This window comes from Bombella saccharophila (assembly GCF_026385475.1).
Taxonomy (GTDB): Bacteria; Pseudomonadota; Alphaproteobacteria; order Acetobacterales; family Acetobacteraceae; genus Bombella; species Bombella saccharophila.
The window spans coordinates 739,378-762,794 of record NZ_JANIDW010000001.1 but is presented as its reverse complement, the minus strand read 5'-3'; the positions used below and the strand labels follow the sequence as shown (position 1 = coordinate 762,794).

General features: G+C 53.2%; 22 protein-coding genes and 2 tRNA genes. 18 read left to right on the top strand and 6 right to left on the bottom strand.

What is annotated here, in order from left to right; all coding sequences use genetic code 11:
- Positions 1 to 69 precede the first annotated feature (69 nt).
- From NQF64_RS03410 to dnaE, 9 genes are all read left to right on the top strand, one after another.
- Positions 70 to 357, top strand: coding sequence for an HU family DNA-binding protein (locus NQF64_RS03410; protein ID WP_099027139.1), 288 nt, complete (start codon positions 70 to 72; stop codon positions 355 to 357).
- A gap of 91 nt (positions 358 to 448) precedes the next feature.
- Positions 449 to 523 (top strand) — tRNA-Val (locus tag NQF64_RS03405).
- A gap of 22 nt (positions 524 to 545) precedes the next feature.
- Positions 546 to 1,283 carry a biotin--[acetyl-CoA-carboxylase] ligase gene (locus NQF64_RS03400; protein WP_266106458.1) on the top strand — a complete coding sequence of 246 codons (738 nt, stop codon included), beginning with the start codon at positions 546 to 548 and terminating at the stop codon, positions 1,281 to 1,283.
- A gap of 8 nt (positions 1,284 to 1,291) precedes the next feature.
- The gene (locus NQF64_RS03395; RefSeq protein ID WP_266106457.1) at positions 1,292 to 2,125 is read left to right on the top strand and encodes a type III pantothenate kinase; all 834 of its coding nucleotides are present in this window, start codon (positions 1,292 to 1,294) and stop codon (positions 2,123 to 2,125) included.
- Positions 2,126 to 2,143: 18 nt separating this feature from the next.
- Positions 2,144 to 3,802 (top strand): ribonuclease J, encoded by a 1,659-nt coding sequence (locus NQF64_RS03390; protein ID WP_099027136.1) that lies wholly within the window; start codon positions 2,144 to 2,146, stop codon positions 3,800 to 3,802.
- 12 nt (positions 3,803 to 3,814) lie between these two features.
- Positions 3,815 to 5,131, top strand: coding sequence for a proline--tRNA ligase (gene proS, locus NQF64_RS03385; RefSeq protein ID WP_266106456.1), 1,317 nt, complete (start codon positions 3,815 to 3,817; stop codon positions 5,129 to 5,131).
- 1 nt (position 5,132) lies between these two features.
- Complete coding sequence (locus NQF64_RS03380; RefSeq protein WP_155579394.1) at positions 5,133 to 6,380, top strand: lipoprotein-releasing ABC transporter permease subunit; 1,248 nt, start codon at positions 5,133 to 5,135, stop codon at positions 6,378 to 6,380.
- Entirely contained in the window at positions 6,373 to 7,071 is a 699-nt protein-coding gene (locus NQF64_RS03375) for an ABC transporter ATP-binding protein (RefSeq protein WP_266106455.1), read from the top strand. Before NQF64_RS03380 ends, NQF64_RS03375 begins: the two co-directional genes overlap by 8 nt.
- Positions 7,072 to 7,119: 48 nt before the next feature.
- A complete protein-coding gene (gene dnaE / locus NQF64_RS03370; protein WP_266106454.1) occupies positions 7,120 to 10,548 on the top strand; it encodes a DNA polymerase III subunit alpha in 3,429 nt (1,142 codons plus the stop codon).
- Between the two features lie 56 nt (positions 10,549 to 10,604).
- Here dnaE and NQF64_RS03365 read toward each other — a convergent pair whose 3' ends face one another.
- From NQF64_RS03365 to NQF64_RS03350, 4 genes are all read right to left on the bottom strand, one after another.
- Positions 10,605 to 11,504 carry a hypothetical protein gene (locus tag NQF64_RS03365; RefSeq protein ID WP_266106453.1) on the bottom strand — a complete coding sequence of 300 codons (900 nt, stop codon included), beginning with the start codon at positions 11,502 to 11,504 and terminating at the stop codon, positions 10,605 to 10,607.
- A gap of 54 nt (positions 11,505 to 11,558) precedes the next feature.
- A complete protein-coding gene (locus NQF64_RS03360; protein WP_266106452.1) occupies positions 11,559 to 13,391 on the bottom strand; it encodes a cobaltochelatase CobT-related protein in 1,833 nt (610 codons plus the stop codon).
- A gap of 3 nt (positions 13,392 to 13,394) precedes the next feature.
- Positions 13,395 to 14,363, bottom strand: a complete 969-nt coding sequence (locus tag NQF64_RS03355; protein WP_266106451.1) for an AAA family ATPase — start codon at positions 14,361 to 14,363, stop codon at positions 13,395 to 13,397.
- 123 nt (positions 14,364 to 14,486) lie between these two features.
- Entirely contained in the window at positions 14,487 to 15,098 is a 612-nt protein-coding gene (locus tag NQF64_RS03350; RefSeq protein WP_099027129.1) for a J domain-containing protein, read from the bottom strand.
- Positions 15,099 to 15,232: 134 nt separating this feature from the next.
- Between NQF64_RS03350 and NQF64_RS03345 the strand changes: the two genes are divergently transcribed.
- Positions 15,233 to 15,532, top strand: coding sequence for a BolA family protein (locus NQF64_RS03345; protein WP_266106450.1), 300 nt, complete (start codon positions 15,233 to 15,235; stop codon positions 15,530 to 15,532).
- Positions 15,529 to 16,176, top strand: a complete 648-nt coding sequence (locus tag NQF64_RS03340; protein ID WP_257875169.1) for a LolA family protein — start codon at positions 15,529 to 15,531, stop codon at positions 16,174 to 16,176. Before NQF64_RS03345 ends, NQF64_RS03340 begins: the two co-directional genes overlap by 4 nt.
- Here NQF64_RS03340 and lipB read toward each other — a convergent pair.
- Complete coding sequence (gene lipB, locus NQF64_RS03335) at positions 16,160 to 16,843, bottom strand: lipoyl(octanoyl) transferase LipB (protein ID WP_266106449.1); 684 nt, start codon at positions 16,841 to 16,843, stop codon at positions 16,160 to 16,162. The genes NQF64_RS03340 and lipB overlap by 17 nt on opposite strands.
- An 87-nt stretch (positions 16,844 to 16,930) precedes the next feature.
- On the opposite strand from lipB, the gene NQF64_RS03330 reads away from it, so the two are divergent.
- The 7 genes from NQF64_RS03330 to NQF64_RS03300 all read left to right on the top strand — a co-directional run bounded on the left by NQF64_RS03330 (position 16,931) and on the right by NQF64_RS03300 (position 22,411).
- Positions 16,931 to 17,017 (top strand) — tRNA-Leu (locus NQF64_RS03330).
- Between the two features lie 229 nt (positions 17,018 to 17,246).
- Complete coding sequence (galU, locus tag NQF64_RS03325) at positions 17,247 to 18,116, top strand: UTP--glucose-1-phosphate uridylyltransferase GalU (protein ID WP_099027127.1); 870 nt, start codon at positions 17,247 to 17,249, stop codon at positions 18,114 to 18,116.
- A gap of 15 nt (positions 18,117 to 18,131) precedes the next feature.
- The gene (gene pgmG / locus NQF64_RS03320; RefSeq protein WP_266106448.1) at positions 18,132 to 19,541 is read left to right on the top strand and encodes a phosphoglucomutase/phosphomannomutase PgmG; all 1,410 of its coding nucleotides are present in this window, start codon (positions 18,132 to 18,134) and stop codon (positions 19,539 to 19,541) included.
- A gap of 11 nt (positions 19,542 to 19,552) precedes the next feature.
- Positions 19,553 to 20,323, top strand: coding sequence for a ComF family protein (locus NQF64_RS03315; RefSeq protein ID WP_266106447.1), 771 nt, complete (start codon positions 19,553 to 19,555; stop codon positions 20,321 to 20,323).
- 18 nt (positions 20,324 to 20,341) lie between these two features.
- Positions 20,342 to 20,602 (top strand): glutaredoxin 3, encoded by a 261-nt coding sequence (grxC, locus tag NQF64_RS03310; protein ID WP_266106446.1) that lies wholly within the window; start codon positions 20,342 to 20,344, stop codon positions 20,600 to 20,602.
- Positions 20,580 to 21,065: a DUF2147 domain-containing protein gene (locus NQF64_RS03305; protein WP_099027123.1), complete on the top strand. Its 486-nt coding sequence runs from the start codon at positions 20,580 to 20,582 to the stop codon at positions 21,063 to 21,065. The genes grxC and NQF64_RS03305 overlap by 23 nt, the downstream gene beginning before the upstream one ends.
- A 104-nt stretch (positions 21,066 to 21,169) precedes the next feature.
- Positions 21,170 to 22,411, top strand: coding sequence for a lactonase family protein (locus NQF64_RS03300; protein ID WP_099027122.1), 1,242 nt, complete (start codon positions 21,170 to 21,172; stop codon positions 22,409 to 22,411).
- A gap of 73 nt (positions 22,412 to 22,484) precedes the next feature.
- Here NQF64_RS03300 and ubiG read toward each other — a convergent pair whose 3' ends face one another.
- Complete coding sequence (gene ubiG / locus NQF64_RS03295) at positions 22,485 to 23,246, bottom strand: bifunctional 2-polyprenyl-6-hydroxyphenol methylase/3-demethylubiquinol 3-O-methyltransferase UbiG (RefSeq protein WP_266106445.1); 762 nt, start codon at positions 23,244 to 23,246, stop codon at positions 22,485 to 22,487.
- Positions 23,247 to 23,417: the final 171 nt, after the last annotated feature.

Sequence of the window (23,417 nt, the reverse complement as noted above, 5' to 3'; positions counted from 1 at the left end):
GATGGAAAAAGCATCGTGTGATTCTGACTCCTCCTGGGTTGGTTCACCTAACAATTAGAAAGGGTTACCATGGAGAAACCATTGAACAAGCAGGAACTTATCGCTGCTGTTGCTGAAGCTGCTGACCTCCCCAAAGCAAAGGCTGGGGATGTTGTGGACGCTGTGTTCCAGACAATTGAGAAAACCCTCTCCAAGGGGCAGGAAGTTCGCCTTGTTGGGTTTGGTAGCTTTGTTACAGCACAGCGTAAGGCAGCTAAGGGCCGTAACCCTCGTACAGGTGAGGAAATTGATATCCCAGCTTCCACCTCTGTGCGTTTTAAGCCTGGTAAAGGGCTGAAGGATGCTGTTAGCAAGTGATCTTGCACTAGGAGAACGGGGAAGCATATTTTTTGAAAAAAAAGAAGATTCCCCGTTGCCTTCTATTAGGCTTTTGCCTATAAACCGTGGCGGGCAATTAGCTCAGCGGTAGAGCGTCTCGTTTACACCGAGAGGGTCGGCGGTTCGATCCCGTCATTGCCCACCACCCATATGTTAAGTTTGTTGTTATGACCTGGCGTTTCGAGATTTATGAAACGCTGGCATCTACCTCCGATTTTTGTCGAGAGCGCGCTGAGGCCGGCGAGAAGACGGGGCTCGCTGTGTTGGCACAACGCCAGAGCGCAGCACGTGGTAGCCGTGGCCGTACATGGGAGAGTGGAGAGGGTAACCTCGCTTTCTCTTTTTTATTTCATGCGCCAGAGACAGCGTCTTTTCGTTCAGTTTTGCCTTATTTGGCCGGGTTAGCTCTTTATGATGGGCTTGTTGAAGCAGCGGCTTTATCCCCTGATGAGTGTCAGCAGCTTCACCTAAAATGGCCGAATGACCTTCTGCTTAACTCTCATAAAATGGCTGGCATCCTCATCGAGACTGGAGTGGTCTCTGCAACGGTCTGTTGGGTTGTTATTGGCATAGGGGTTAATTTGCAGAAAGCTCCTGCCCTTACCGAACGTAAGGTTGTGGCCCTCTCTGCGTTAAAGCCACCGCCTGCACCACAATTATGCGCCGAGTCTATTTTGCGGGCTTTTGATAAATGGTGGGAGAAATGGCAGCAGGACGGTGACACTGCCTTATGGGATGGCTGGATCGAACGTGCGCATCCGCTAGGTACTCGACTGATATTAGAAAGACATGGTAAGAGGACATCAGGCCGATTTGCCGGACTGGATGTGCAGGGGCGTCTTTTGCTCACACAAGATGATGGCACTGTGACCTCGGTTGTGACGGGTGATGTTATCTGTGAGTAGGGGGAGCCGTGCTGCTCGTCATTGATGCAGGCAATACGAATGTGGTTTTTGCCATTTATGACGGAGAATCATGGGTTGGGCGGTGGCGCATTTCGACCGATGACCGTAGAACAGCGGATGAATATGCCGCGTGGCTTTTGGGGTTGATGGAGCGTGCAGGCATTGGTGCGGATTGTGTAACGCAGGCGATTATTGGCACAGTGGTGCCGGCTGCGTTGTATGATCTGCGGCGTTTTTGCCGTTGCTGGCTGCATGTGGAGCCTTTGGTGGCGAATCATGAGCTGGAATGGGGAATGGATGTGCTGGTTGATACCCCGGCAGAATTGGGGGCAGACCGGTTGTTAAATGGCCTTGCGGCACGTCATCTTTATGGTGGCGGTCCCTTGGTCGTGGTGGATTTTGGTACGGCGACGACATTCGATGTTGTCGATGCGCAGGGCCGTTATTGCGGCGGGGCGATTGCACCGGGGGTGAATCTCTCGATGGATGCGTTGCACCAAGCAGCAGCACGGTTGCCGCGTGTGAGTGTAGGACGACCAATGACGGCCATAGGCCGTAATACGAGTGTGGCAATGAGGTCAGGCTTATTTTGGGGGTATGTTGGCCTGGTTGAAGGGATTGTTCAACGCATTGCTGGGGAGATGGATGAAAACCCCAAAATTGTGGCGACAGGCGGTTTAGCCCCGCTTTTCTCCGAGGGGACGAGATTATTTGATGAAGTGGCACCAGACCTCACGCTGGAGGGGCTAAAGCTTCTCGCGGAGCAGAATGAGGACCGTTTCATCACCGATTTTTCTGGGCAACAGGCCCATAATGCCCTTGGGCATCATGATAACGCTTAAAGAGGATCAAATGCGTTTATGACAGAGCAAGTAAGTGATTTTGCCTTCCTCCCTTTAGGAGGGACGGGTGAAATTGGTATGAATTTTAACCTCTACCGTATGCGTGAAAACGGTGAGGAACATTGGCTGGCGATTGATTGCGGCATTGGGTTTTCGGGTAATGATACGCCGGAGGCTGATGTCCTTATTGCAGACCCTGTTTTTATTGCAGAGCGTAAGAAGGATTTGCGCGGTTTGGTGATTACCCACGCGCATGAGGATCATATCGGGGCGGTCGCGCATTTATGGCGGTATTTAAAGTGCCCGGTTTATGCCACGCCTTTTTCTGCTGCGGTGTTGCGCCGTAAATTAACTGAGGCTGGATTACAGAATCAGGTTGTTATCCATATCATCATGCCATCCTCTCGTTTTGAGGTTGGCCCGTTTGACCTCCAATTCATCCCGGTGACCCATTCGATTGTGGAAGCACAATCGGTAGCTATTCGTACACCGCACGGGATTATTATTCATACTGGGGATTGGAAGTTAGACCCTACCCCACTTGTCGGGCCTGTGACGGATGAAGCGACCTTCCGTGCTTTGGGGGATGAGGGCGTGTTGGCCCTTGTCGGTGATAGCACGAACGTCATGAAGGAGGGGCGGTCCCAGTCCGAAGCGGATGTTCGCGTTGGCTTAACAGAAATGATTGCTGGGCTAGAAGGGCGCGTGGCTGTGACCTGCTTTGCCAGTAACGTGGCCCGTGTGGAGAGCATCGCCAAAGCAGCGTTAGCCTCTGGCCGTGAGGTCATGGTGGTAGGGCGTTCTTTACGCAATCTTGAATCAGCAGCGCGGGAATGTGGCTATTTTGCTGATTTGCCGCCCTTCTTGACGGAATATGACATTAAGGATGTCCTTGATGATAATTTGTTGATGATTATCACAGGCAGCCAAGGTGAGGCGCGTTCAGCTCTATCGCGTATTGCGAGCGATACACATTCCACCATTTCACTTGGTGAGGGTGATACGGTCATTTACAGCTCCCGCGTGATTCCGGGCAATGAGCAAGCGGTGATGACCGTGCAAGATAACCTAACGCGCCGTGGTGTTACGGTGCTGACGGATAAAGACGGCATGGTCCATACATCCGGCCATGCAACAGGTGGGGATATTCGGCATCTTTATAGCTTGGTGCGCCCGCGTTATAGCATCCCAACACATGGGGAATGGCGTCATCTTACCGCTCATGGGGCTTTAGCGCGTGAGGCGGGGGCAGAGGCTGTGTTGTTAGAGGATGGCGATATCCTCAATTTAGGGCCGGGGCCTGTCGAGGTGATTGATACCGCGCCAACGGGTTTGTTGGCTCTGGATGGCGACCGCCTCCTCCCCATGACGGGCGGGGTCTTAGCGGCGCGGCGGCGGATGCTCTTTAACGGCATCGTTCTGGCAAGCTTTGCTGTGGATGATGAGGGCTATGTTATCGGCGAGCCACGCATTAGCGCACCAGGCTTGCTGGAGCGGGATGACCCTGAAAGCGCACGGATTCGGGAAGAGTTCGCTTATGCGATTGATGAAATCCCCGATGAGTTCCGCCAAGATGATCAAGCGTTCCGCGATGCAGCACGCACGGCTCTGCGCCGCGCTTTGGGGCGGAAATTGCGGAAGCGTCCGTTGGTTGATGTCCATCTTCTGCGCGTCTGAGGCCTTAATATTATGCGTCTAAGTCAGGCTTTTCAGCCCACTTTGAAGGAAGTCCCCGCCGAGGCACAAATCGCCTCTCATCGCTTGATGCTGCGGGCGGGGCTTGTGCGGCAGACGTCATCTGGCATTTATACATGGCTGCCAGCAGGGCTGCGTGTCCTGCGCAACATTGCTACTATTGTGCGGCAAGAGCAGGATAAAATTGGTGGTCAGGAAATCCTGATGCCGACTGTTCAATCTGCCGAGCTATGGCGGCGGTCTGGTCGGTATGATGCGTACGGGCCTGAGATGCTGCGCATTGAGGACCGGCAAGGGCGCGAGATGCTCTATGGCCCAACCAATGAGGAAATGGTGACGGACCTCTTTGGCAGCACGGTGAAATCCTACCGTGAACTACCGAAGATGCTGTATCATATCCAATGGAAGTTCCGGGATGAGATCCGCCCGCGCTTTGGTGTGATGCGTGGTCGTGAGTTCTACATGAAGGACGGTTATAGCTTCGACCTCTCTTATGAGGATGCCGTAAGCAGCTATTATCGTATCATGTTGTCTTATTTGAAGATTTTCCGCCGGTTGGGTGTGCAAGCCGTGCCTATGGCTGCTGATACGGGGCCTATCGGTGGGGAATTGAGCCATGAGTTCCTCGTCCTTGCCCCAACGGGGGAGAGTGAAGTCTTTTATGATGCCGGGTGGGATGAGATCGACTGGGATAGCATCGGTCTTGACCCGCAGAAGGAGGATGACCTCCAAAAACTGCGCGAGATTGTGAAGACAACCTATTCCGCTACGGATGAAAAGCATGACCTCTCAGCTTGGGAGAGCGTGCCAGAGTCGCGCCGGCGTGGTGGCCGTGGCATTGAGGTCGGGCATATCTTCTATTTCGGGACGAAATATACCGAGGCTATGGGCGTTGAGGTTAATGGGGCTGATGGGGCACCGTTGCACCCGCATATGGGGTCCTATGGGATTGGCGTCTCCCGTCTGGTCGGGGCGATTATTGAAGCCTCTCATGATGAAGCCGGTATTATTTGGCCGGAGGAAGTGGCTCCTTACCGGGCAGCTTTGCTCAATCTCCGCCCTGGTGATGAGCTTTGTGATAAGCTTTGTGAGAGCATTTATAGCCGTGACCCAGAAGGGTTGCTTTATGATGACCGCGCCGATCGTGCTGGTGTGAAGTTTAATGATGCTGACCTGATGGGCTATCCTTGGCAAATTATTGTCGGCCCGCGTGGGGCTAAAGCCGGGATGGTGGAGCTAAAACACCGTGCTACTGGCGAGCGGAGTGAATTGCCGCTTGATGAGGCTTTGGCTAAGCTAGGGCTGGGCTAACATGTTCGGACGGTTTGAGCGAACAATCGCCCTGCGTTATTTGCGGGCCCGCAAGGGGGAGCGTTTTGCCTCTGTCATTGCGCTTTTCTCCCTTGTTGGCATCGCTTTAGGGGTGGCAACGCTCATCATCGTCATGGCCGTGATGAATGGCTTTAAAGCAGACCTCATGGGCCGGATTCTCGGCCTGCATGGGGATTTGAACGTCTATGCTTATGGGCAGCCAATTCGCAATTATCGTGATGATGCGTTTATCATCCGTAAGGTGCCCGGTGTGACGCAGGTTCTGCCCATGACGCAAGGCACTGTTTTGGCAGAGGCGGGGCGTTACTCCACCGGGGCATTGTTGGAGGGGCTAAGCCCAGAGGATTTACAGGGGTGGAAAGCCCTCACCCAAGGGGTGATGGATGGGCGGTTAGAGGATTTCCGCGGAAATGATGCGGTGGCCATTGGCGTGACCTTGGCCGAGCGTGCAGGGCTGCATGTTGGCTCAAGCTTGACCATCCTGTCCCCCAATGGCCAAGCAACGCCGTTTGGCACGATGCCACGGGTGCGGAAGGTGCATGTCGCGCTCATTTTTGATGCGAATTGGAACGACTATAACAGCAATGTCATCCTCATGCCTTTGGCGGCCTCTCAGGCTTTTTTGATGATGGGCGATAGTGTCTCGCTTATACAAGTGAGTACGCATGACCCGCTCAATATTCAGCCTCTTAGCCGCCAGATTGAGGATGCGTTGAATGATCCGCGCCTGCAAGTGCTGGATTGGACAGATAGTGCCAATGGCTTTTTGGATGCCGTGACGGTGGAGCAGAATGTAATGTTCCTTATCCTCACGCTCATTATCCTTGTGGCGGCGTTTAATGTGATTTCCTCCCTCATTATGATGGTGAAGGATAAAACGCGCGATATTGCCATTCTGCGCACCTTTGGGGCGAGCCGTGGGAGCGTGATGCGTATCTTCTTGATGTGCGGAGCCTCTGTTGGTGTGGTGGGCACTCTGGTAGGGACGGGGTTAGGCATTTGCTTTGCCCTCAATATCGAGCATATTCGCCATCTTTTGGAATCCCTAACAGGGACGAACTTATTTAACCCGGAAGTCTATTTCCTAGCGCGTCTCCCAGCGCGGTTAGTGTGGTCGCAAGTGGTAGAGGTAGCGGTGCTCTCGTTGGTTTTATCGCTCTTAGCTACGCTTTATCCCTCATGGCGTGCGGCAAAGACGGACCCGGTGGAGGCTCTGCGTCATGAGTAAGGATTCAGAGGCTTACGTCTTATCCCTTGAGGGATTAAGCCGGTCTTTCCGCTCCGGTGATGAGGAGCTGCATATCCTAAAAGAGGCGGATTTCACCCTACAAAGCGGGGAGCTGGTGGCCTTGGTCGCCCCCAGTGGGACGGGGAAATCGACCTTACTGCATCTGGCAGGTTTGCTAGAGCGTCCTGATGCTGGGGATGTGCTGATTCAAGGGCGTAGCACGCGCAAAATGAGCGAGAGCGGGCGGACAGCATTGCGGCGTGATGAGATTGGCTTTGTGTATCAATTCCATCATCTTCTGGGTGAGTTTTCGGCCTGTGAGAATGTCATGCTGCCTCAATTAGCGGCGGGGGTAAGCCGTGTCGAGGCACGTTTGCGAGCGGTTGATTTATTAACACGCTTTGGCCTGTCTCATCGGTTAGAATCTTTGCCGGGGCGGATGTCCGGTGGGGAGCAGCAACGCACAGCCATTGCTCGCGCTCTAGCGAATCGTCCTAGTTTACTCTTGGCTGATGAGCCAACGGGTAATCTTGATACAAAAACAGCGGAGCTTGTTTTTGCGGAATTAACGCGCATCGTGCGAGAAGAAGGCGTAGCCGCGCTTATTGCTACTCATAATGAGGCACTGGCTGCTGCGATGGACCGCACCGTGACATTGGCGGAAGGGCACATCGTCCCATTCCGCGCGTAAATCTGTTTTCTGTTCCATGCGGGGATGAGGGCGTGGTAAATGGAGGGCATGTCTTACGCTCATTTTGTCCATCTCCGTAATCATTCAGCCTATTCTCTTAGTCAGGGTGCTATCCGTGTGCCTGACCTTGTGAAGTTGGCAGAAGGAAACGCCATGCCAGCTGTCGCATTGACTGATAGCGGCAATATGTTTGGCGGGCTGGAGTTTTCCCAACAATGTCGTAAGGCGGGGATTCAGCCGATTATTGGGTGCCAATTAGCTTTACCATCTCCCTCTGCTCGGCCCGGTATTCCAGCAGAACCGTTGGTTGTGTTGGCGCGCACGGAAGAAGGCTTGGAGAATCTTCAATATCTCTCCACCCAAGGTTTTTTGAACGGGGATTCGGCGGATCCTTCTATGCCGCTGGATGTTTTATGCAGCCGGGCTAAAGGGTTATTTCTGCTTACAGGCGGTAATCGCGGGCCTATCAATAAATTATTGCTAGGTGAGCAAAGAGACGCAGCAAAACAGATGCTCCAACGCTTTAAAGAAGCGTTTCATGGCTATGTGGCGGTGGAGATTAACCGGCTGGATGAAGCGGGTGAGGATGTTACAGAGCCTCAGCTCATCGCTTTAGCTGATGAGCTTGACCTCCCTTTAGTAGCCACCAATGAATGTTTCTTCCCTACGCCGGATTTGCATGAAGCGCATGATGCTTTGCTCTGTATTGCTCAAGGCCGGACAATGGCGGAGGAGGACCGCTGGCGTGTCTCCCCACAAGCGTGGTTTAAAACACCGGAGGAGATGCGCGCTTTATTCCATGACCTGCCAGAGGCATGTGATAATACGTTGATTATCGCGCAGCATTGTGCCGCGGCGGTGAATACACGCAAGCCGCTTTTACCTGTTTGCCCTAAAGTGCGCGAAGGCAGCACGGAGGAGGAAACCTTGCGTGCTATGGCCCAAGAAGGGCTGGTAAAACGCCTTGCGGTTATGAAGGATGGCGAGGCCCGCCGCGCTGAGTATGAAGAACGATTGGAGACGGAACTCGGCATCATCGCCCGCATGGGGTTCCCTGGTTACTTCCTCATCGTGGCGGACTTCATCCAATGGGCGAAGGCGCATGATATTCCTGTAGGGCCGGGGCGTGGTTCTGGTGCAGGGTCATTAGTGGCTTATGCTTTGACGATTACCGACATCGACCCCATCCCCTTTGGTCTGTTATTTGAGCGTTTCCTCAACCCTGAACGTGTCTCCATGCCGGACTTTGATATCGATTTCTGTCAGGACCGGCGCGATGAGGTCATCCGCTATGTGCGTGATGAATATGGCCATGAGCGTGTGGCGCAAATCATCACCTTTGGGAAATTACAAGCCAAGGCGGCAGTGCGCGATGTAGGGCGTGTGTTGGGCTTGCCTTATGGTATGGTCAATCGTGTGGCAGAGCTTATCCCGAATAATCCGGCTAAGCCAACGCCTTTAGCGCAAGCGATTGAGGAAGAGCCACGCTTGCAGGAGATGCGCGATAATGATGAGATGATTCGCCGCCTCTTGGAGATTGCCTTGCAGTTGGAGGGGTTATTTCGCCATGCCTCCACCCATGCAGCCGGTGTGGTGATTGGGGACCGTGACCTTGTAGAGCTTGTCCCCCTCTATCGAGACCCGCGTAGTGAGATGCTCGTTACGCAATATAATATGAAGTTTGTTGAGCAAGCCGGGCTGGTGAAGTTCGACTTCCTCGGTTTGACGACATTGACCATCCTCAAGCGCGGGGTCGATTTTCTGCGTGATTTAGGGGAGGAGGTGGACCTCTCCCATATTCCACTCGATGATAAAAAAACCTTCGATATGATGGCGCGGGGGGATACGGCGGGCGTCTTTCAGTTTGAAGGCGCGGGTATGCGCGACATGCTCAAGCAGATGGCAGCCAGCCGGTTGGAGGATCTCATTGCTGGGGTGTCGCTTTACCGCCCCGGCCCGATGGAGAATATTCCCGAATATTGCCGCCGGAAACATGGCGCCCCGTGGGAGCCACCCCATGAGGAGATTCGTCCCATCCTTGAGGAGACCTACGGGATTATGGTCTATCAAGAGCAGGTGATGCAAATTGCTCAGAAGATGGCGGGTTATAGTCTTGGTGGGGCGGATTTATTACGCCGGGCGATGGGGAAGAAAATTGCCTCAGAGATGGAAAAACAACGGGCTATCTTCTGTGAGGGCGCAACAAAGCGGGGCATTACGGCAGAGAAAGCCGAGGAAGTGTTCGACCTCATGGCGAAATTTGCCAATTACGGCTTTAACAAATCCCATGCGGCGGCTTATGCGTTAGTTTCTTATCAAACCGCATGGATGAAGGCGAACCACCCGGTGCCTTTCCTTGCGGGCTGTATGTCCCTCGCACGGGAAAAGACGGAGAAGCTAGCCGCCTTGTGCCAAGAGGCTAAACGGATGGGGATTCCCGTCTTGCCCGTGGATATTAATAAATCCCAAGCTGATTTCTCTATCGAGCGGTTAGAGGATGGGCAATTGGGGATTCGTTACGCTTTGGCTGCTGTAAAGCGTGTTGGGTTTGTGGCGATGGAAGGCCTGGTAAAAGACCGTGGCACACAGCCTTTTTGCGATATGACAGATTTTGCCGAGCGTTGTGATTCCCGTCATATCAATAAGCTTCAGATGGAGAGTTTAGCCAAGGCTGGAGCGTTTGATAATTTAGAGCCTGACCGGCACACAGTCTTTGCCAGTGCGGAGATTGTGTTACGCCGTGCCCAATCGCGCGCGCAGGAGAAAGAGGTCGGGCAAGCGGGGCTTTTTGGCGGCGGCGTGGATAGTAGCCTGCGCGAAGTCTTGCGGCTGAAGAAGGTACGCCCTTGGCCGGATTTCGAGCGGTTATCGCATGAGGCTAGCGTGATTGGCTTCCATATGAGCGCACATCCTTTAGATGCGTATAAGCATGTGTTGCGGCGGCTGGCTGTGACCCCTGCGGTGCAGCTAGAGCCAAAGGCGCATCAAGGGCAGATGCGTGTTGCTATTGCCGGTTGTGTGGTGGAGAAGAAGGAACGCCCCACCAAAACAGGAAAGAAAATGGCGTGGGTGACGTTGACCGATGCGAGCGGGAGTTGCGAGGTCACGCTCTTTTCTGAGACATTGCAAGCCTGTCGGGACTTGCTGGTTGCAGGGCAGGCTGTGTTGGTGCAGGCGGAGTTGAAGCTAGATGGTGATGCGCTGCGTATTACGGCCCAGCATGTGCAGGATTTAGAGGCTGCTGCTGCTGAGGAGCAAGGGGAATTGCGGATATGGATTAACCGCGCCATCGCTCTAGACCCCCTTCAGACAATGTTAGAGGATGTAAAGGGTGGCCGAGGCCGTGTTGTCTTGCTGCCAGAGCTGGAGGAAACTCAGGCGATTGAGATTAGGCTGCCCGGTTTTTATCGCGTTACCCCACGTCTTGCCGAGCAGATGAAGACGTTGGAGGGGATTAAGGAGTTAAAACAAGCGTAAAAGAAAAGGCCACCGGGAAGGGTGGCCTCTAATAAGCAAGACGTTATCTCATCCTTTTAAAAAGGCATGGGGACTTTAACGCCATTCACGTGGATGGTGTCATGCTCTAATGTGATGTGCCACCCCGTGCGGTGGTTGGGTTCTCTCTCCCCCATGATGCGGGCAATAAGCAAAGCTGCGGTGATTTTTGTGGGAGCGATTTTGCCAAGCTGGTCTATCATCTCCCCAATATGGCTGATGGAGAGATGAACATCAGCTTTGAGATTTTCACGCCCTGCTGTGGCGAGAACATCACCTCGGCCATCAATATCGCTACCATTTAAGGCCGTATGGAGTTGATTGACCGTTACATGATAAGGCGGCTGAGAAGAGGGGATAAAGGTAATATCTCCCGAGACAGACGGCGGTAGGAGAATCGCCTGTGGGGAGGTCATCCCGTTTGCATCAAAAAGGAAATGAATAGCCGGGCTTGTGCTGAGGACACGCACATGAGCCGTGCTTGCGGTGGAGGCTCGGTCTGGCCGGGTAAGGGTGATGCCTTGCCAGCTCATCTCTGGCAGCGCATTTTTGACTTCTTGCACTCCCGGTAGAGGTTGGTTAGCGCAAGCCTCCGTCATGCCACGGTGATAAGCGGTGAGGGCAGCATAAGCAACAGCGGCATTAAGGCGGGCCAAACCGGCTGCATCAAGGGTGCGTTTATGGTCTACCACTGTGCTGGAGCGCACGGTGATGCGATGTTGCGTGCCAGTAAGTTCCGCCTGCATGTTTTTAATGATGAGGCCGCCCTGCTTCGTCTTACTCACCTGCCCGGGGCTATAGGTAAAGCAGTTGGCTGAAAGATGGGGCAGTGTTTCAGCATATGCTGCTGGCAGGGCCATAACCCCTAAAAGAGCCAGTAAGCCTAAGCTTTTTGCTCGTGCTGCCATACGGAGACGATGTGTAGAAGAATGTAACATAGTACCCCGCAGAGTGGCGGAGTCTGGCCCTTCTGGCAATGGGGCGCGGGAAAATTATCCGCGCCGTTTTGTCTTGCCAGAGGGCGGGGCAAAGAGAGCTGTGAGTTGGGCTACCATCGTATCGCCTAAATCCTCAGCCGAGCTAATGGTCACACTATTGGCGTAATAGCGGGTGACATCATGCCCAATGCCGATGGCCAAGAGTTCCCCTGCATGGTCATTTTCGAGCTGATGAATGACGCGATGGAGATGCAGATCCAAATATTCCGGCCCATTAGCGGAGGAGGTACTATCATCCACTGGAGCCCCATCGGAAATCACCATTAAAATACGGCGATGCTCTGGCCGATGTTTTAGACGTTTCCATGCCCAGAGGAGGGCCTCACCATCAATATTTTCTTTTAACAACCCTTCGCGGAGCATCAGCCCAACATTGCGTCGGGCACGCCGCCACGGGGTATCGGCTGATTTATAGATGATGTGCCGGAGGTCATTAAGCCGCCCCGGCTCTTTAGGGCGGCCATCTTCGCTCCATTTCACACGGCTTTGGCCGCCCTTCCAAGCGCGGGTAGTAAAGCCGAGAACCTCCACTTTAATGCCGCAGCGTTCGAGCGTGCGGGCAAGAATATCGCCACAAATGGCCGCTGTGGTGATGGGACGGCCGCGCATAGAGCCTGAATTATCAATCAGGAGAGTGACGACCGTATCGCGGAAATCCGCCTTGCCCTCTTGCTTATAAGAGAGGGGGAGAGAAGGATTGCTGATGATGCGCGGCAGGCGGGCTGCATCAAGAATCCCATCTTCTTGGTCAAAATGCCAGCGGCGTTGCTGTTGGGCCAAAAGCTTACGTTGCAGGCGATGCGCCAGACGGGAGACAAACCCTTGGGTTTGTTGCAACTGCTCATCCAGCTTTTCCCGCAGACGGTCTAGCTCGGTCGGGTCGCAAAGCTCATGGGCGTGGATTTCTTCATCAAACTCCTGCGTGTAAGCATGGTACCCTCCAAGGCCCGTAATTGGGCAGGGTGGTTCATCCTCACGCATCTCAGAGGGGCCAGCAGGTTGCTCAAACCCATTTTCCCCTTCTGCAAGAAGGGCCTCAATCTCATCGGAGGCTGGGTCCTCCCCACTGGAGGTGGAATCTTCCGCTTCATCATTGAGGATGGAGTGCTCATCGTCAGAGCTGCCTTCTTCCTCCTCTTCCCCTTGTGGGTCTGGCGAGGCGGAATCCCCAGCCTCACTCTCTTCACTCTGATTTTGATTACGGGAGCTAGAGGATTCCGGCTCTTCCTCATCACTTTGGCCCGTTTTTTCCAGAGTGAAGGTTTTTACAAAATGTTGTGTGGCTTGGTGGAAGCGTGATTGGTCGTCTTGGACGAGGGCGAGCGTCTCTAAAGCAGCGCGGGCTTTGGGGCCAAGGGCTTGTCGCCATTCTGCCAAGGCGGGGCCAGTTATCTCTTCTGGCAATGTTTGGCCAGAGAGTGCCTCGCGCGTGAGGAGTTCTAACGCGAGGGGGGCGGGCATATCTGCACGCTCCATCATGCGCGCGCTATTAAGCGCGTAGAGCCGCCGGGCGAGGTGGTTATTTATATTCGCCCGCACCCCGGCCATATGGCGGGAGCCATAAATCTCACAACGGGCTTGCTCCATCCCATCGGTGATGATTTGCGTTTGAGCATCCGCCAAAGTGACGCGCTTTGCAGGGTCGTGATGCCGTTGCTGTAGGGCTGCGGCATCGGTCGCCCCACGGATATACGCTATCTCCTCCGGGGTAAGAGCCGCACGCTCTAAAGAGGCTAGAGCAGGGGTTAAGGGAATGTCCTGCTGCCCACTTAAAGCACGCTGTGTGGCTAAGGTCGCCTTGCGGAAAAGGTCGTGCGGGTCAGACATAAATCACCCTAAAGGTGAGGCATTAAAACAACGCTGATAATATTCAGCAACGATGCTGCGTTCTGCCTCATCACATTTATTGAGGAAGCTGAGGCGGAAGGCGAAAGGTACATCTTTAAAGATGTCAATATTTTCCGCCCAAGAGAGGACCGTACGGGGGGAAATAACGGTGGAAATATCGCCATTCATAAAGCCTGCGCGGCTAAGGTCGGCAAGCTCTACCATTTGCCCGATGAGTGTATCATCCAGCTTACCGCCCATTTTGGCTTTGATGATGCGGACTTCTTGCTCTTTGGGAAGGTAATTGAGGGAGGTGACGATGTTCCAACGGTCCATCTGCCCTTGGTTGATTTGCTGCGTGCCGTGATACAGCCCCGTTGTATCGCCCAGCCCTACCGTATTGGCTGTTGCAAAAAGGCGGAAGGAGGGATGAGGCTGGATAACACGATTTTGGTCCAGCAAAGTAAGAGCACCATCAGTCTCCAACACGCGTTGGATGACGAACATTACATCAGGCCGCCCAGCATCATATTCATCAAAAATGAGGCTGCATGGGCTTTGTAAGCACCATGGTAACAAGCCTTCGCGAAACTCGGTGATTTGTTTGCCATCTTCTAACGTGATGGCATCTTTGCCGATGAGATCGATGCGGGAGATATGACTGTCCAAATTGATGCGCACACAAGGCCAGTTAAGACGTGCGGCAATTTGGTCGATATGAGAGGATTTCCCCGTCCCATGGAAGCCCTGCACCAACACACGGCGATTATACATAAACCCTGCCAGAATCGCGCGGGTCGTATCGCGGTCAAACTGATAGCTCGGGTCAATCTCGGGCACATGGTCTGTTTTTTGGGACCAGAGGGGGACATCAAAATCTAAATCAAGGTCAAACAGTTCCCGCGCTGGTTTTTGTGCATCGGGAGTCGCTGGCAATATGTCGGAAAGAGACTGTGTAGAGGGAAGAGCCATGTCATAATTCCTATCATAAAGATGTGTATGGATGACCAGATGGGTGGCCTGCTGTTTATTGCGGACCCCTATAGTACGATTACATAATCATCCAGCGGTGAGAAGAGAAGGGGGTAAAAGGCGTTATTGGCTACTGTTGGGTTCATGCTCGGGATTATGCGCAAAATGTTCTCGCAATGTGGCATAGGCTGTTCCAATAACTTTAAAGCGTTCTTCTGCACGCGGGTCATCCTGATTCGCATCGGGATGATAACGGCGTGCAAGGACACGATAACGCGTTTTTACCACTTCAATAGTGGTTGGCCAGTCGAGGTCAAGCTGGGCAAGGGGGTCCCGCAGGGCGGGGGGAGCTTGCTTGCGAGTCTCAGCAGCGTGTGAAGGGCGAGCCCTACGGCCTGCAAGAATATCCAACGGGTCATGCAGCCCATCAAGCGTGAAAGAGGTGCGTGCAGAATCGTGCCCCGGTGTGCCCATCTTCCAAGAGGGGCGTTGCCATGAGGTATCCTCACGCAGATGCCGCTCAATCTGGCCGGGTGTCATGCCCCGGTAATAATCCCAGTTCGCATTATAAAGGCGGACATGCTCTAGGCAAAACCAGTAATAAGCGCGCAAATTATCCCGCCCGCGTGGGGCACGATAGCCAGCAGGCAGGTCGCAATCAGGATGATCGCAGCATTGCTCTGGGGCATCTGGGTCGGGCGCGAAGGCCTTATGACGAGAGGATTTGCGTTGCATAATGGACGATATGGGGAGAGGTTCGCCTTAGATGCAAGCATCCTTTTCTTAGAGAAGGAAAGTTTTCTATTATACAAGGCGGTGAAGGGGCGTATGTTCCCTAGTTATCTGTGGGTCAGCGTGGAAGAAAGTGAATGACAAGAGCCGAGCGTATGAAGGCAGTGTTGGAGGAGGCATTGATGCCCTCTCAGCTAGAGATTCATGATGAAAGCGCACGCCATCGCCATCATGCCCACGCACGCAGCGCACAGCAGGAGGCGCGAGGGCCGGGGCAGGTGGGCGAGACGCATTATCGTCTGCATATTGTGAGCCGTCATTTTGATGGAATAAAGCCGGTAGAACGCCATCGCCTTGTTCATCAGCTTTTGGCCGCAGAGTTTGAGAGCGGTTTGCACGCCCTTTCTTTGACCTTAAAAGGGGAGATATCTGCGTGAAGGATTTATGCTCTCGGCTCATGCGCTATGGTGCGATTTATCATGTCAGGCTGTGGTCTGTTTTGCTGGTCATGTCGCTCTCTTTAATAGGGTGCGCTACAGCAGGATATGACCATCTTGCCGCAGGGGAGCGGCATGATATTCATCGGGTCGAAGCATATTTAAACGGATTGAGTTCCATCCAAGCGCAATTTGCTCAGGATGGACCAGCCCAGCAGCAGGGGGATGGTCGTTTCTTCTACGTCCCGGGGCGTTTTGAGATGGTGTATGACGTCCCACATGCAACGCGGGCTGTTGCACGTGATGGCCATCTGATTTTACGCAATGACGATAATGGCGCTGTGACGCATCTATCGCTAAAGCGTAACCCAATGGGGTTGCTGCTGCGCCATCCAATCAGCTTTGATAAAGATGTGCAGGTAACACAAGTCGCACGGGGTGAAGAATCGCTGCAAATCTCCCTAGCGGAAGCGAACGACCCTTCCCAAGGGTTGCTGACCCTGCAATTTTCTGATGTGCGGGGCAAGTTGAGTTTGATTGGCATACAGGGGGTTGATGGGCGGCATCATCATTTCGGCCTTTCCCTCTTTGATGTGCAAGAGAATCAACCGGTGGATGAAAGCCACTTCATCCCTCCTGCTTAACAGGGCCAAAGAGGGCAACCCAGTTTTTTAGCAAGGCGGCATCAGCCTCTGCCATAGTAAGGGAGGGGTTAAAGCGTTGCAGGCTGGTAACGCCGTAATCGCGTATGCCGCAGGGGATGATACCATTAAAATCCTCTAAGTTTGGCGCGACATTGAGGGAAATCCCATGCCAGCTGACCCAGCGGCTCACACGGATGCCTAAAGCGGCGATTTTCGCCTCTTGCCCTGTTTGGGTATCAAAGCACCATACGCCAATGCGTCCTTCTCGCGTAAAGGCTTCGATATTGAGGGATTCGAGGGTCATAATCAGCCAACGTTCCAAATATTGGACGAAGGCGCGTATATCCCGTGCGGAGAGGGGGCCGTGCGGGCGTGTGAGGTCGAGCATAATATAGGCAATGCGTTGGCCGGGGCCGTGATATGTCCATTGCCCGCCGCGTCCGGCCTCAAATGTTGGGTAATGATGCGGGTTGATGAGGTCTTCTGCTTTTGCTGATGTACCAGCCGTGTAGAGTGGTGGATGCTCTGTTAGCCAAATACGTTGTGGGGCTTGGTGATGGGCAATGGCCTCCACATTTTGTTGCATAAACGTGAGGGCGTCGGGGTAGGGGCAAAGAGTGTCGTCTTGTTGCCAGATAATTTCTTTATAAAACTGTGTCATGACCATTGCCCTTTCTGCGTGGCTAAGCTATAGGCGATCTCACCGGAGTGGTCACGCCTGAGGGCTAAAGAAAAGGCCACTTTATGTCACGGAGCGGCCGTGGCGGAATGGTAGACGCGCAAGCTTGAGGTGCTTGTGGGGGATAACCCCGTGGAAGTTCGAGTCTTCTCGGCCGCACCATTGTTTCGTAAGGTCGGGCAATGGTTCTTCCGTATTAACCGTTAAGGTTGCTTTAATTTCATAAAAAAGTCCTATTGTTTTGATTTCATCCTCTTATAAGGGGGGTGGCGTTAAGCTTGTGTTTTCTTTTACACTATCCCCCGTTTTGGGGGATGCGTACCTGTTTTATTAAGAGGGACAAACCCCGCATAGTACGTGAGAGTGGGAATAGATAGAGAAGAGAGTTACGATGATTAAGCCATTGAAAAAAGCTGTTTTGCCTGTTGCTGGTTTAGGGACGCGCTTTCTCCCTGCCACAAAGGCTATGCCGAAAGAGATGCTCCCTGTTGTGGATATGCCTTTGATTCAGTATGCGATTGATGAGGCGCGTGCCGCAGGGATTGAGGAGTTCTGTCTCGTCACGGCGCGTGGCAAAGATAATTTGATTGATTATTTTGACATTGCTTATGAGCTTGAATCTACTCTGCAGGCTCGCAACAAAACATCCGCTATGAAAGCGTTGGAGAGCAGCAGCGTGGAGGCGGGGTCACTCGTGGCTGTGCGGCAGCAAAATCCGCTTGGGTTGGGTCATGCGATTTGGTGTGCGCGCAACTTTATTGGTAACGACCCTTTTGCCATCCTTCTTCCCGATGATATCGTCCATGGGAAGCGCAGTTGTGTAGCGCAATTGGCTGATGTGTACCATCAAACAGGCGGTAATGTTGTTGCCGTAAATGAGGTCCCTCACGAATGGACAGACCGCTACGGTGTCCTTAAGATTGGTAAGGATGATGGGCAGAAGGTGGAAGTCACCGGCCTTGTTGAGAAGCCCGCCCCGGAGGATGCCCCCTCGAACCTCGCGATTATTGGCCGTTATGTTCTTACAGCGGATGTGTTGAAACCGCTCTCTGCGTTAAAAACGGGCGTAGGAGGAGAGGTCCAACTAACGGACGCTATGGCGGAGATGATCGGTAAGGTACCCTTCCACGGGTTACGCTACGAAGGGACGCGTTTTGATTGTGGGAGCAAGCTCGGCTTTTTGGAGGCTCAAGTCGCCATGGCATTGGAACGCGACGATCTTGCTGATGATGTCCGCGCTTTCTTAAAGAAATATGTGTGAGGGGCAAGCCGTAATATGAGTGCGTTTAAACATGATTTTGAGCCAACAAGCCTGCGTGAATATGATATCCGTGGCATTGTAGGTAAAACCCTCCACCCCGAAGATGCCTATGCTCTAGGGCGCGTCTTTGCGAGCATGATTCGCCGTAATGGCGGGCATGTGGTGACGGTTGGTTATGATGGCCGTCTCTCCTCACCGTCTTTAGAAGAAGCCTTGGTCCGTGGGGCTGTGGATTCTGGCGTGACAGTGCGGCGTGTAGGCCGTGGTCCAACACCGATGCTCTATTATGCGGCCGTTACGGGGCAATCTGATGGGGCGATTATGGTTACAGGAAGCCATAATCCGCCGGATCATAATGGCTTTAAGATGATGATGAAGGGCAAGCCCTTCTTTGGTGAGCAGATTCGCGAGGTTGGGCGTTTGGCCGCGCAAGGCGATGTTGTGCCTAAGGCTGAAGGTCGCGTTGAGACCATTGACCCTTCCGAAGCCTATATTGCCCGCCTTCTTGAGGATTATGACGGCGAGAGGCCGCTCAAGGTAGTGTGGGATAATGGTAATTCCGCCGCGGGGGAGGTCCTCACTCGTCTGATTAAGAAACTCCCCGGTGAGCATACGATTCTATATCCAGAGATTGATGGGACATTCCCCAATCATCATCCTGACCCTACTGTGGAAGGCAATTTACAGGATCTCATCAAAGAGGTACGGGCCCGTAAGGCCGATGTTGGTATCGCTTTTGATGGCGATGCGGACCGCGTAGGCGTTGTGGATGGTAAGGGAGAGATTCTCTGGGGCGATCAAATCCTCGTTCTCTTGGCGCGTGATGTGCTGAAGAAGCATCCCGGTGCGACCATCATCGCTGATGTGAAGGCGAGCCAGGTTCTTTTTGATGAAGTCGGCAAAGCCGGCGGTAAACCGCTCATGTGGCGGACGGGTCATTCGCTCATCAAAAGTAAAATGGCGGAGACGTCCTCACCTTTGGCAGGGGAAATGTCGGGCCATATTTTCTTTGCAGATAAATGGTACGGTTTTGATGATGCTCTTTACGGGGCTATCCGCGTGCTTGGTATTGTTGCCCGTCTCTCCGGTACATTAGCGGAGATGCGTGAGGGCTTGCCGCAGATGGTCAATACGCCAGAGCTGCGCTTCCCCTGTGATGACCTCAGAAAGTTTGATGTTATCAAAGAGGTCGCCTCCCGTCTGGAGAAGGAAGGGGCTGATGTCTCCTCCGTAGATGGTGTGCGGGTGAACACGGATGATGGCTGGTGGCTCTTGCGGGCCTCTAACACTCAGGCAGTGTTAGTCGGGCGGATTGAGGCACGCACTCATGAGGGGTTAGCGCGGCTTAAAGCAGCTTTTACCGCGCAATTAGAGGCGTCTGGCCTGCAAGCCCCGGATTTTGATGCGGCGGCCACTGGGCATTAAGCTTTAAACTGATGTGGGAGGGGGATGTACCGGCGGGTTTAGCCCGCTGGGGACGGCAATGCGGGCGTAATGTTCTGGATTGGCTCCTCCCGCCCAGTTGTCTATCTTGCGGTTGTGAAATCGCACCCGGGAGTGCGGGTGTGTGCGGGGCGTGTTTTAATGCGCTCCGTTTTGTGCATCCGCCCTTTTGTGATGTATGCGCTTTGCCTCTTACCCAAGATGAGGTGGCAGAGCGCGGGTGGCTGTGTGAGACGTGCGAAATACGCCCGCCTTTATGGCGGAAAGGCCGGTCTGCCTTTTTATATGAAGGCCAAGCGCGTCAGCTCATTATGGGCTTAAAATATGGCAGTAAAACCGAACATGCTGCAACATTAGCACGGTTTATGACCACTGCTGGGGCGGACATTTTAAAGCCAGATACGGTGCTTGTGCCTGTTCCAGTCCATCGTTGGCGTTTATGGACGCGTGGTTATAATCAAGCGGCTTTAATATCGCGCGTCATTGCGCGTAAACAGGGGCTGGCCCATTGCCCTAATGGGCTAAAACGGCAGTTCCGTACGGAGGCGTTAGCTCATCTATCACGGCATGGGAGGCATCACCAATTAGCAGGGGCCATGACGGTGAATCCGCGGCATTCTGAGTTCCTACAGGGGCGGTCTGTCATTTTGGTGGATGATATTTTGACGACAGGTGCAACATTGGGGAGTTGTGCAAAAGCATTGCTTGAGATTGGCTGTGTTTCGGTAGATATTCTAGTGGCGGCACGGGTAACGTTACTTTGAGAGGGAAGGAATTTTGTAATGCCAAAGATCGAGATTTATACGCAACCAGGTTGTCCTTATTGCGTGCGTGCAATTACGCTGCTTCAAGCGAAAGACGTGCCTTTTGAGGAAATCCACGCGCCTCATGGTTCTGCTGAGCGCGAAAAGGCGCAGGAGCGTTCTGGTGGGAAGACAACGGTTCCACAGATTTTTATTGATGGGAAAGCCATAGGAGGGTGCAGTGAGCTTATGCAGTTGGAGAAAGCGGGCCAGTTGGATGCGCTTTTGGGCCGCTCCTAACATCTTTCATGCAGGTTTGATGGGCGTTGTTGGCGGGCTGGTCATGGCAGCCTTTTCATCCGCCTATGCGGCATCATCGCCTTTGGCCGGCACATGGTTGGTTAAGGAGAAGGATGGTATCTTTCTCATACAATCATGCCAAAATGATGCCGCTAAATTATGCGGCTATCTGGTCGGGATGGATTATACTGAAGCCGAGCCAGAGAAGGATTATGCGGGCCGCTCGGAATGTGGGATGGAAATCATCAGTGATATGCTTCCCCGTAAGAATGGTCATTGGCATGGGACAGTGCTTAACCCACGGACAGGGAGCCGGTATCAGGCGAGTATGTGGTTAGCAAAAGATGGGACGTTGAAATTACGCGGCTATATGGGGCTAAGTATTTTTGGCCAAACCCAGACATGGAGCCGCATAGACTCCCCTGCTATTGGTGCGCAATGTCGTATGCAGAAAGGTGGCTAGTGTTAAGGTCTTTTTTCTTGTAGGGGTGGAGTGAATCGGCAGAAAATAAAATTTTATTTTATTTTCTTGGCCATGGGGTGCAGTTGAAGGAGAGTAGATACGTCATGTCACAGAGTTTTTCCCGGCGTCAATTCGCTCTAGGGCTTGCTGGGCTAGGGGCTGCGACAGCCCTGTCACCCTTGCGTAGTGTTAAAGCCGAGCAAGCACAACAGCCGCGTATTTTGTGTTTCGTTGGTGGTTATACGGAGCACGGACCGCCGGGTGTGACGGGTTATGGCAAGGGGATTGCCCTTTTCGAGATGGACCGTGATACGGGGTTTTTAACGCCGATTACAACCTTTATGGATATCCCAAGTCCATCCTTCATCACATTAAGCCGGAACCGGAAGTTCCTGTACGCGCTGAGTGAGGTTAATGATTTTGATAAAGCCGGTAGTGGCTCTGTCACGGCATTCTCGGTTGATACGCGCAACGGGACATTGGCCAAGCTGAACACGGTAAGCTCTGGCGGGGCAGTGCCTGCGCATCTAAGTGTTCATCCTTCAGGCAAATATCTGCTCGTTGCTAATTATATGGGCGGTAGCGTGTCTGTCCTGCCCATTCATGCTGATGGGTCTTTGGGTAAGGCAACGGATGTTGTGCATAATTCTGGCCCTAAACAGCCTGAGCGTGCAGCTGATAACCCAGAGGGTAATTTCGCTGTGTCCGATCATTCCGGCGCGCATCCGCATATGGTCGCCACAGACCCTAGCGGCACATTTGTATTGGTGGATGATGCTGGGTTGGACCGTGTCTATGTTTGGCGGTTGGACCTTCATACAGGCAAGTTGATCCCTGCGAAAAAGCCGTTCTACGAGATGGAGCCAGGCTCTGCACCACGTCACTTTGTGTTCGATCATACGGGGCGTGTGCTGTATAATCTGTGTGAGCAGAACTCTAAGGTTGTGGTCTCCAAATTCGATCCGCAAACGGGGGAAATTACGCAGATCCAATCTGTCAGCACGGTCACATCTCACTTCCGTGGCTCCACGCTCGCTGCTGAGATCTTGATCGCAGAGAGCGGCCGCTTTGTTTATGTCTCTAACCGTCTTGGTGATTCTCTAGCGGTCTTCTCTGTAGGGATTGATGGCACATTGACGCTGGAGGATGAGGTCTGGATGCATGCCGATTATGGCCGCGCGATGATGTTCGACCCCAGCGGGACCTTCCTCTTCTGTGCGAACCAGCGGTCTGATTCTGTGACGGCCTTCCGTGTGGATCGGGAGACGGGCAAGCCTGTCTTTACCAATCACTTTACCGCTGTGGGCAGCCCAACCACCTTTGCCTTCATGGTGGCGGATTCCTAAGCTCGCTATAGGGTAAGGTTTTCTGGAAGAAAAGGCACCTTGTGAAGAGGTGCCTTTTCTTTTTGCTAAAATGTTAGGCTTTTTGGAAAAGAGCGATGTAATTCACGCTCGTATCATGGCTCTCGCACCAATGAGGTGGCCTATAGCTAAGGCCTTTGAGGTCTAAAAGCCGCAGGCCTGCTCGGCGTGCCATTTGGTCTAACTCCGCTGGGCGGATAAACTTCTTCCAATCATGGGTGCCGATGGGCAGAAGGCGCAGCAGATATTCCGCTCCCAATTTCGCCATGAGGAAGGAGCGGATGCTGCGATCCATGGTCGAGATGGCAACATATCCGCCGGGTTTTGTCAGGCTTGCAAGTGTGGAGAGGAACTCTTGCGGGTCCCGTACATGCTCGATGACCTCCAAAGCGGAGATAACATCAAATTGCCGTCCTTCCTCCAATAATGCTTCTGCTGTGCCGCATATGTAATGGAGAGGGGCTGCATGAGGGGGTAAAGGGTAACGCTCCAAATGGGCTTGGGCGGCCTTAATGCCCTCTTGGCTGGCATCAACCCCTAATGTGTTAAAGCCTAGGCTTGCAAAGCGTTCACAAGCGATCCCCGCGCCGCAGCCAATATCTAGGAGACTGGGCGGTGTTGCTTGGGAGAATAAGGCGGAGGGGAGACGCTTGAGAACCCATGAGGTGCGCAATGGATTCATAGCATGGAGGGGGGCCATAGGCCCTTTAGGGTCCCACCATTGTGCGGCTAATGTTGCGAACTGGTTAATTTCATCCTCCACAACGGACGAGGTGTGCGTATGAGAGTGTTCGTGTGATGGTGATGAAACGGGCATTTTAGCACTTCTCCAGATAGTCTAGGTGCTTTTCTGCCATGTTGTGGCTAGACGGAAAAGGGCAGGGGAGCTATGTGAGGCAGATATTTATGCAACGATAGCCCTAGTGTTGGAGCCGCCTCTCAGATGTCCATGCTCGACTGTTCAGATAATACAGCACAGTCCGTTGAT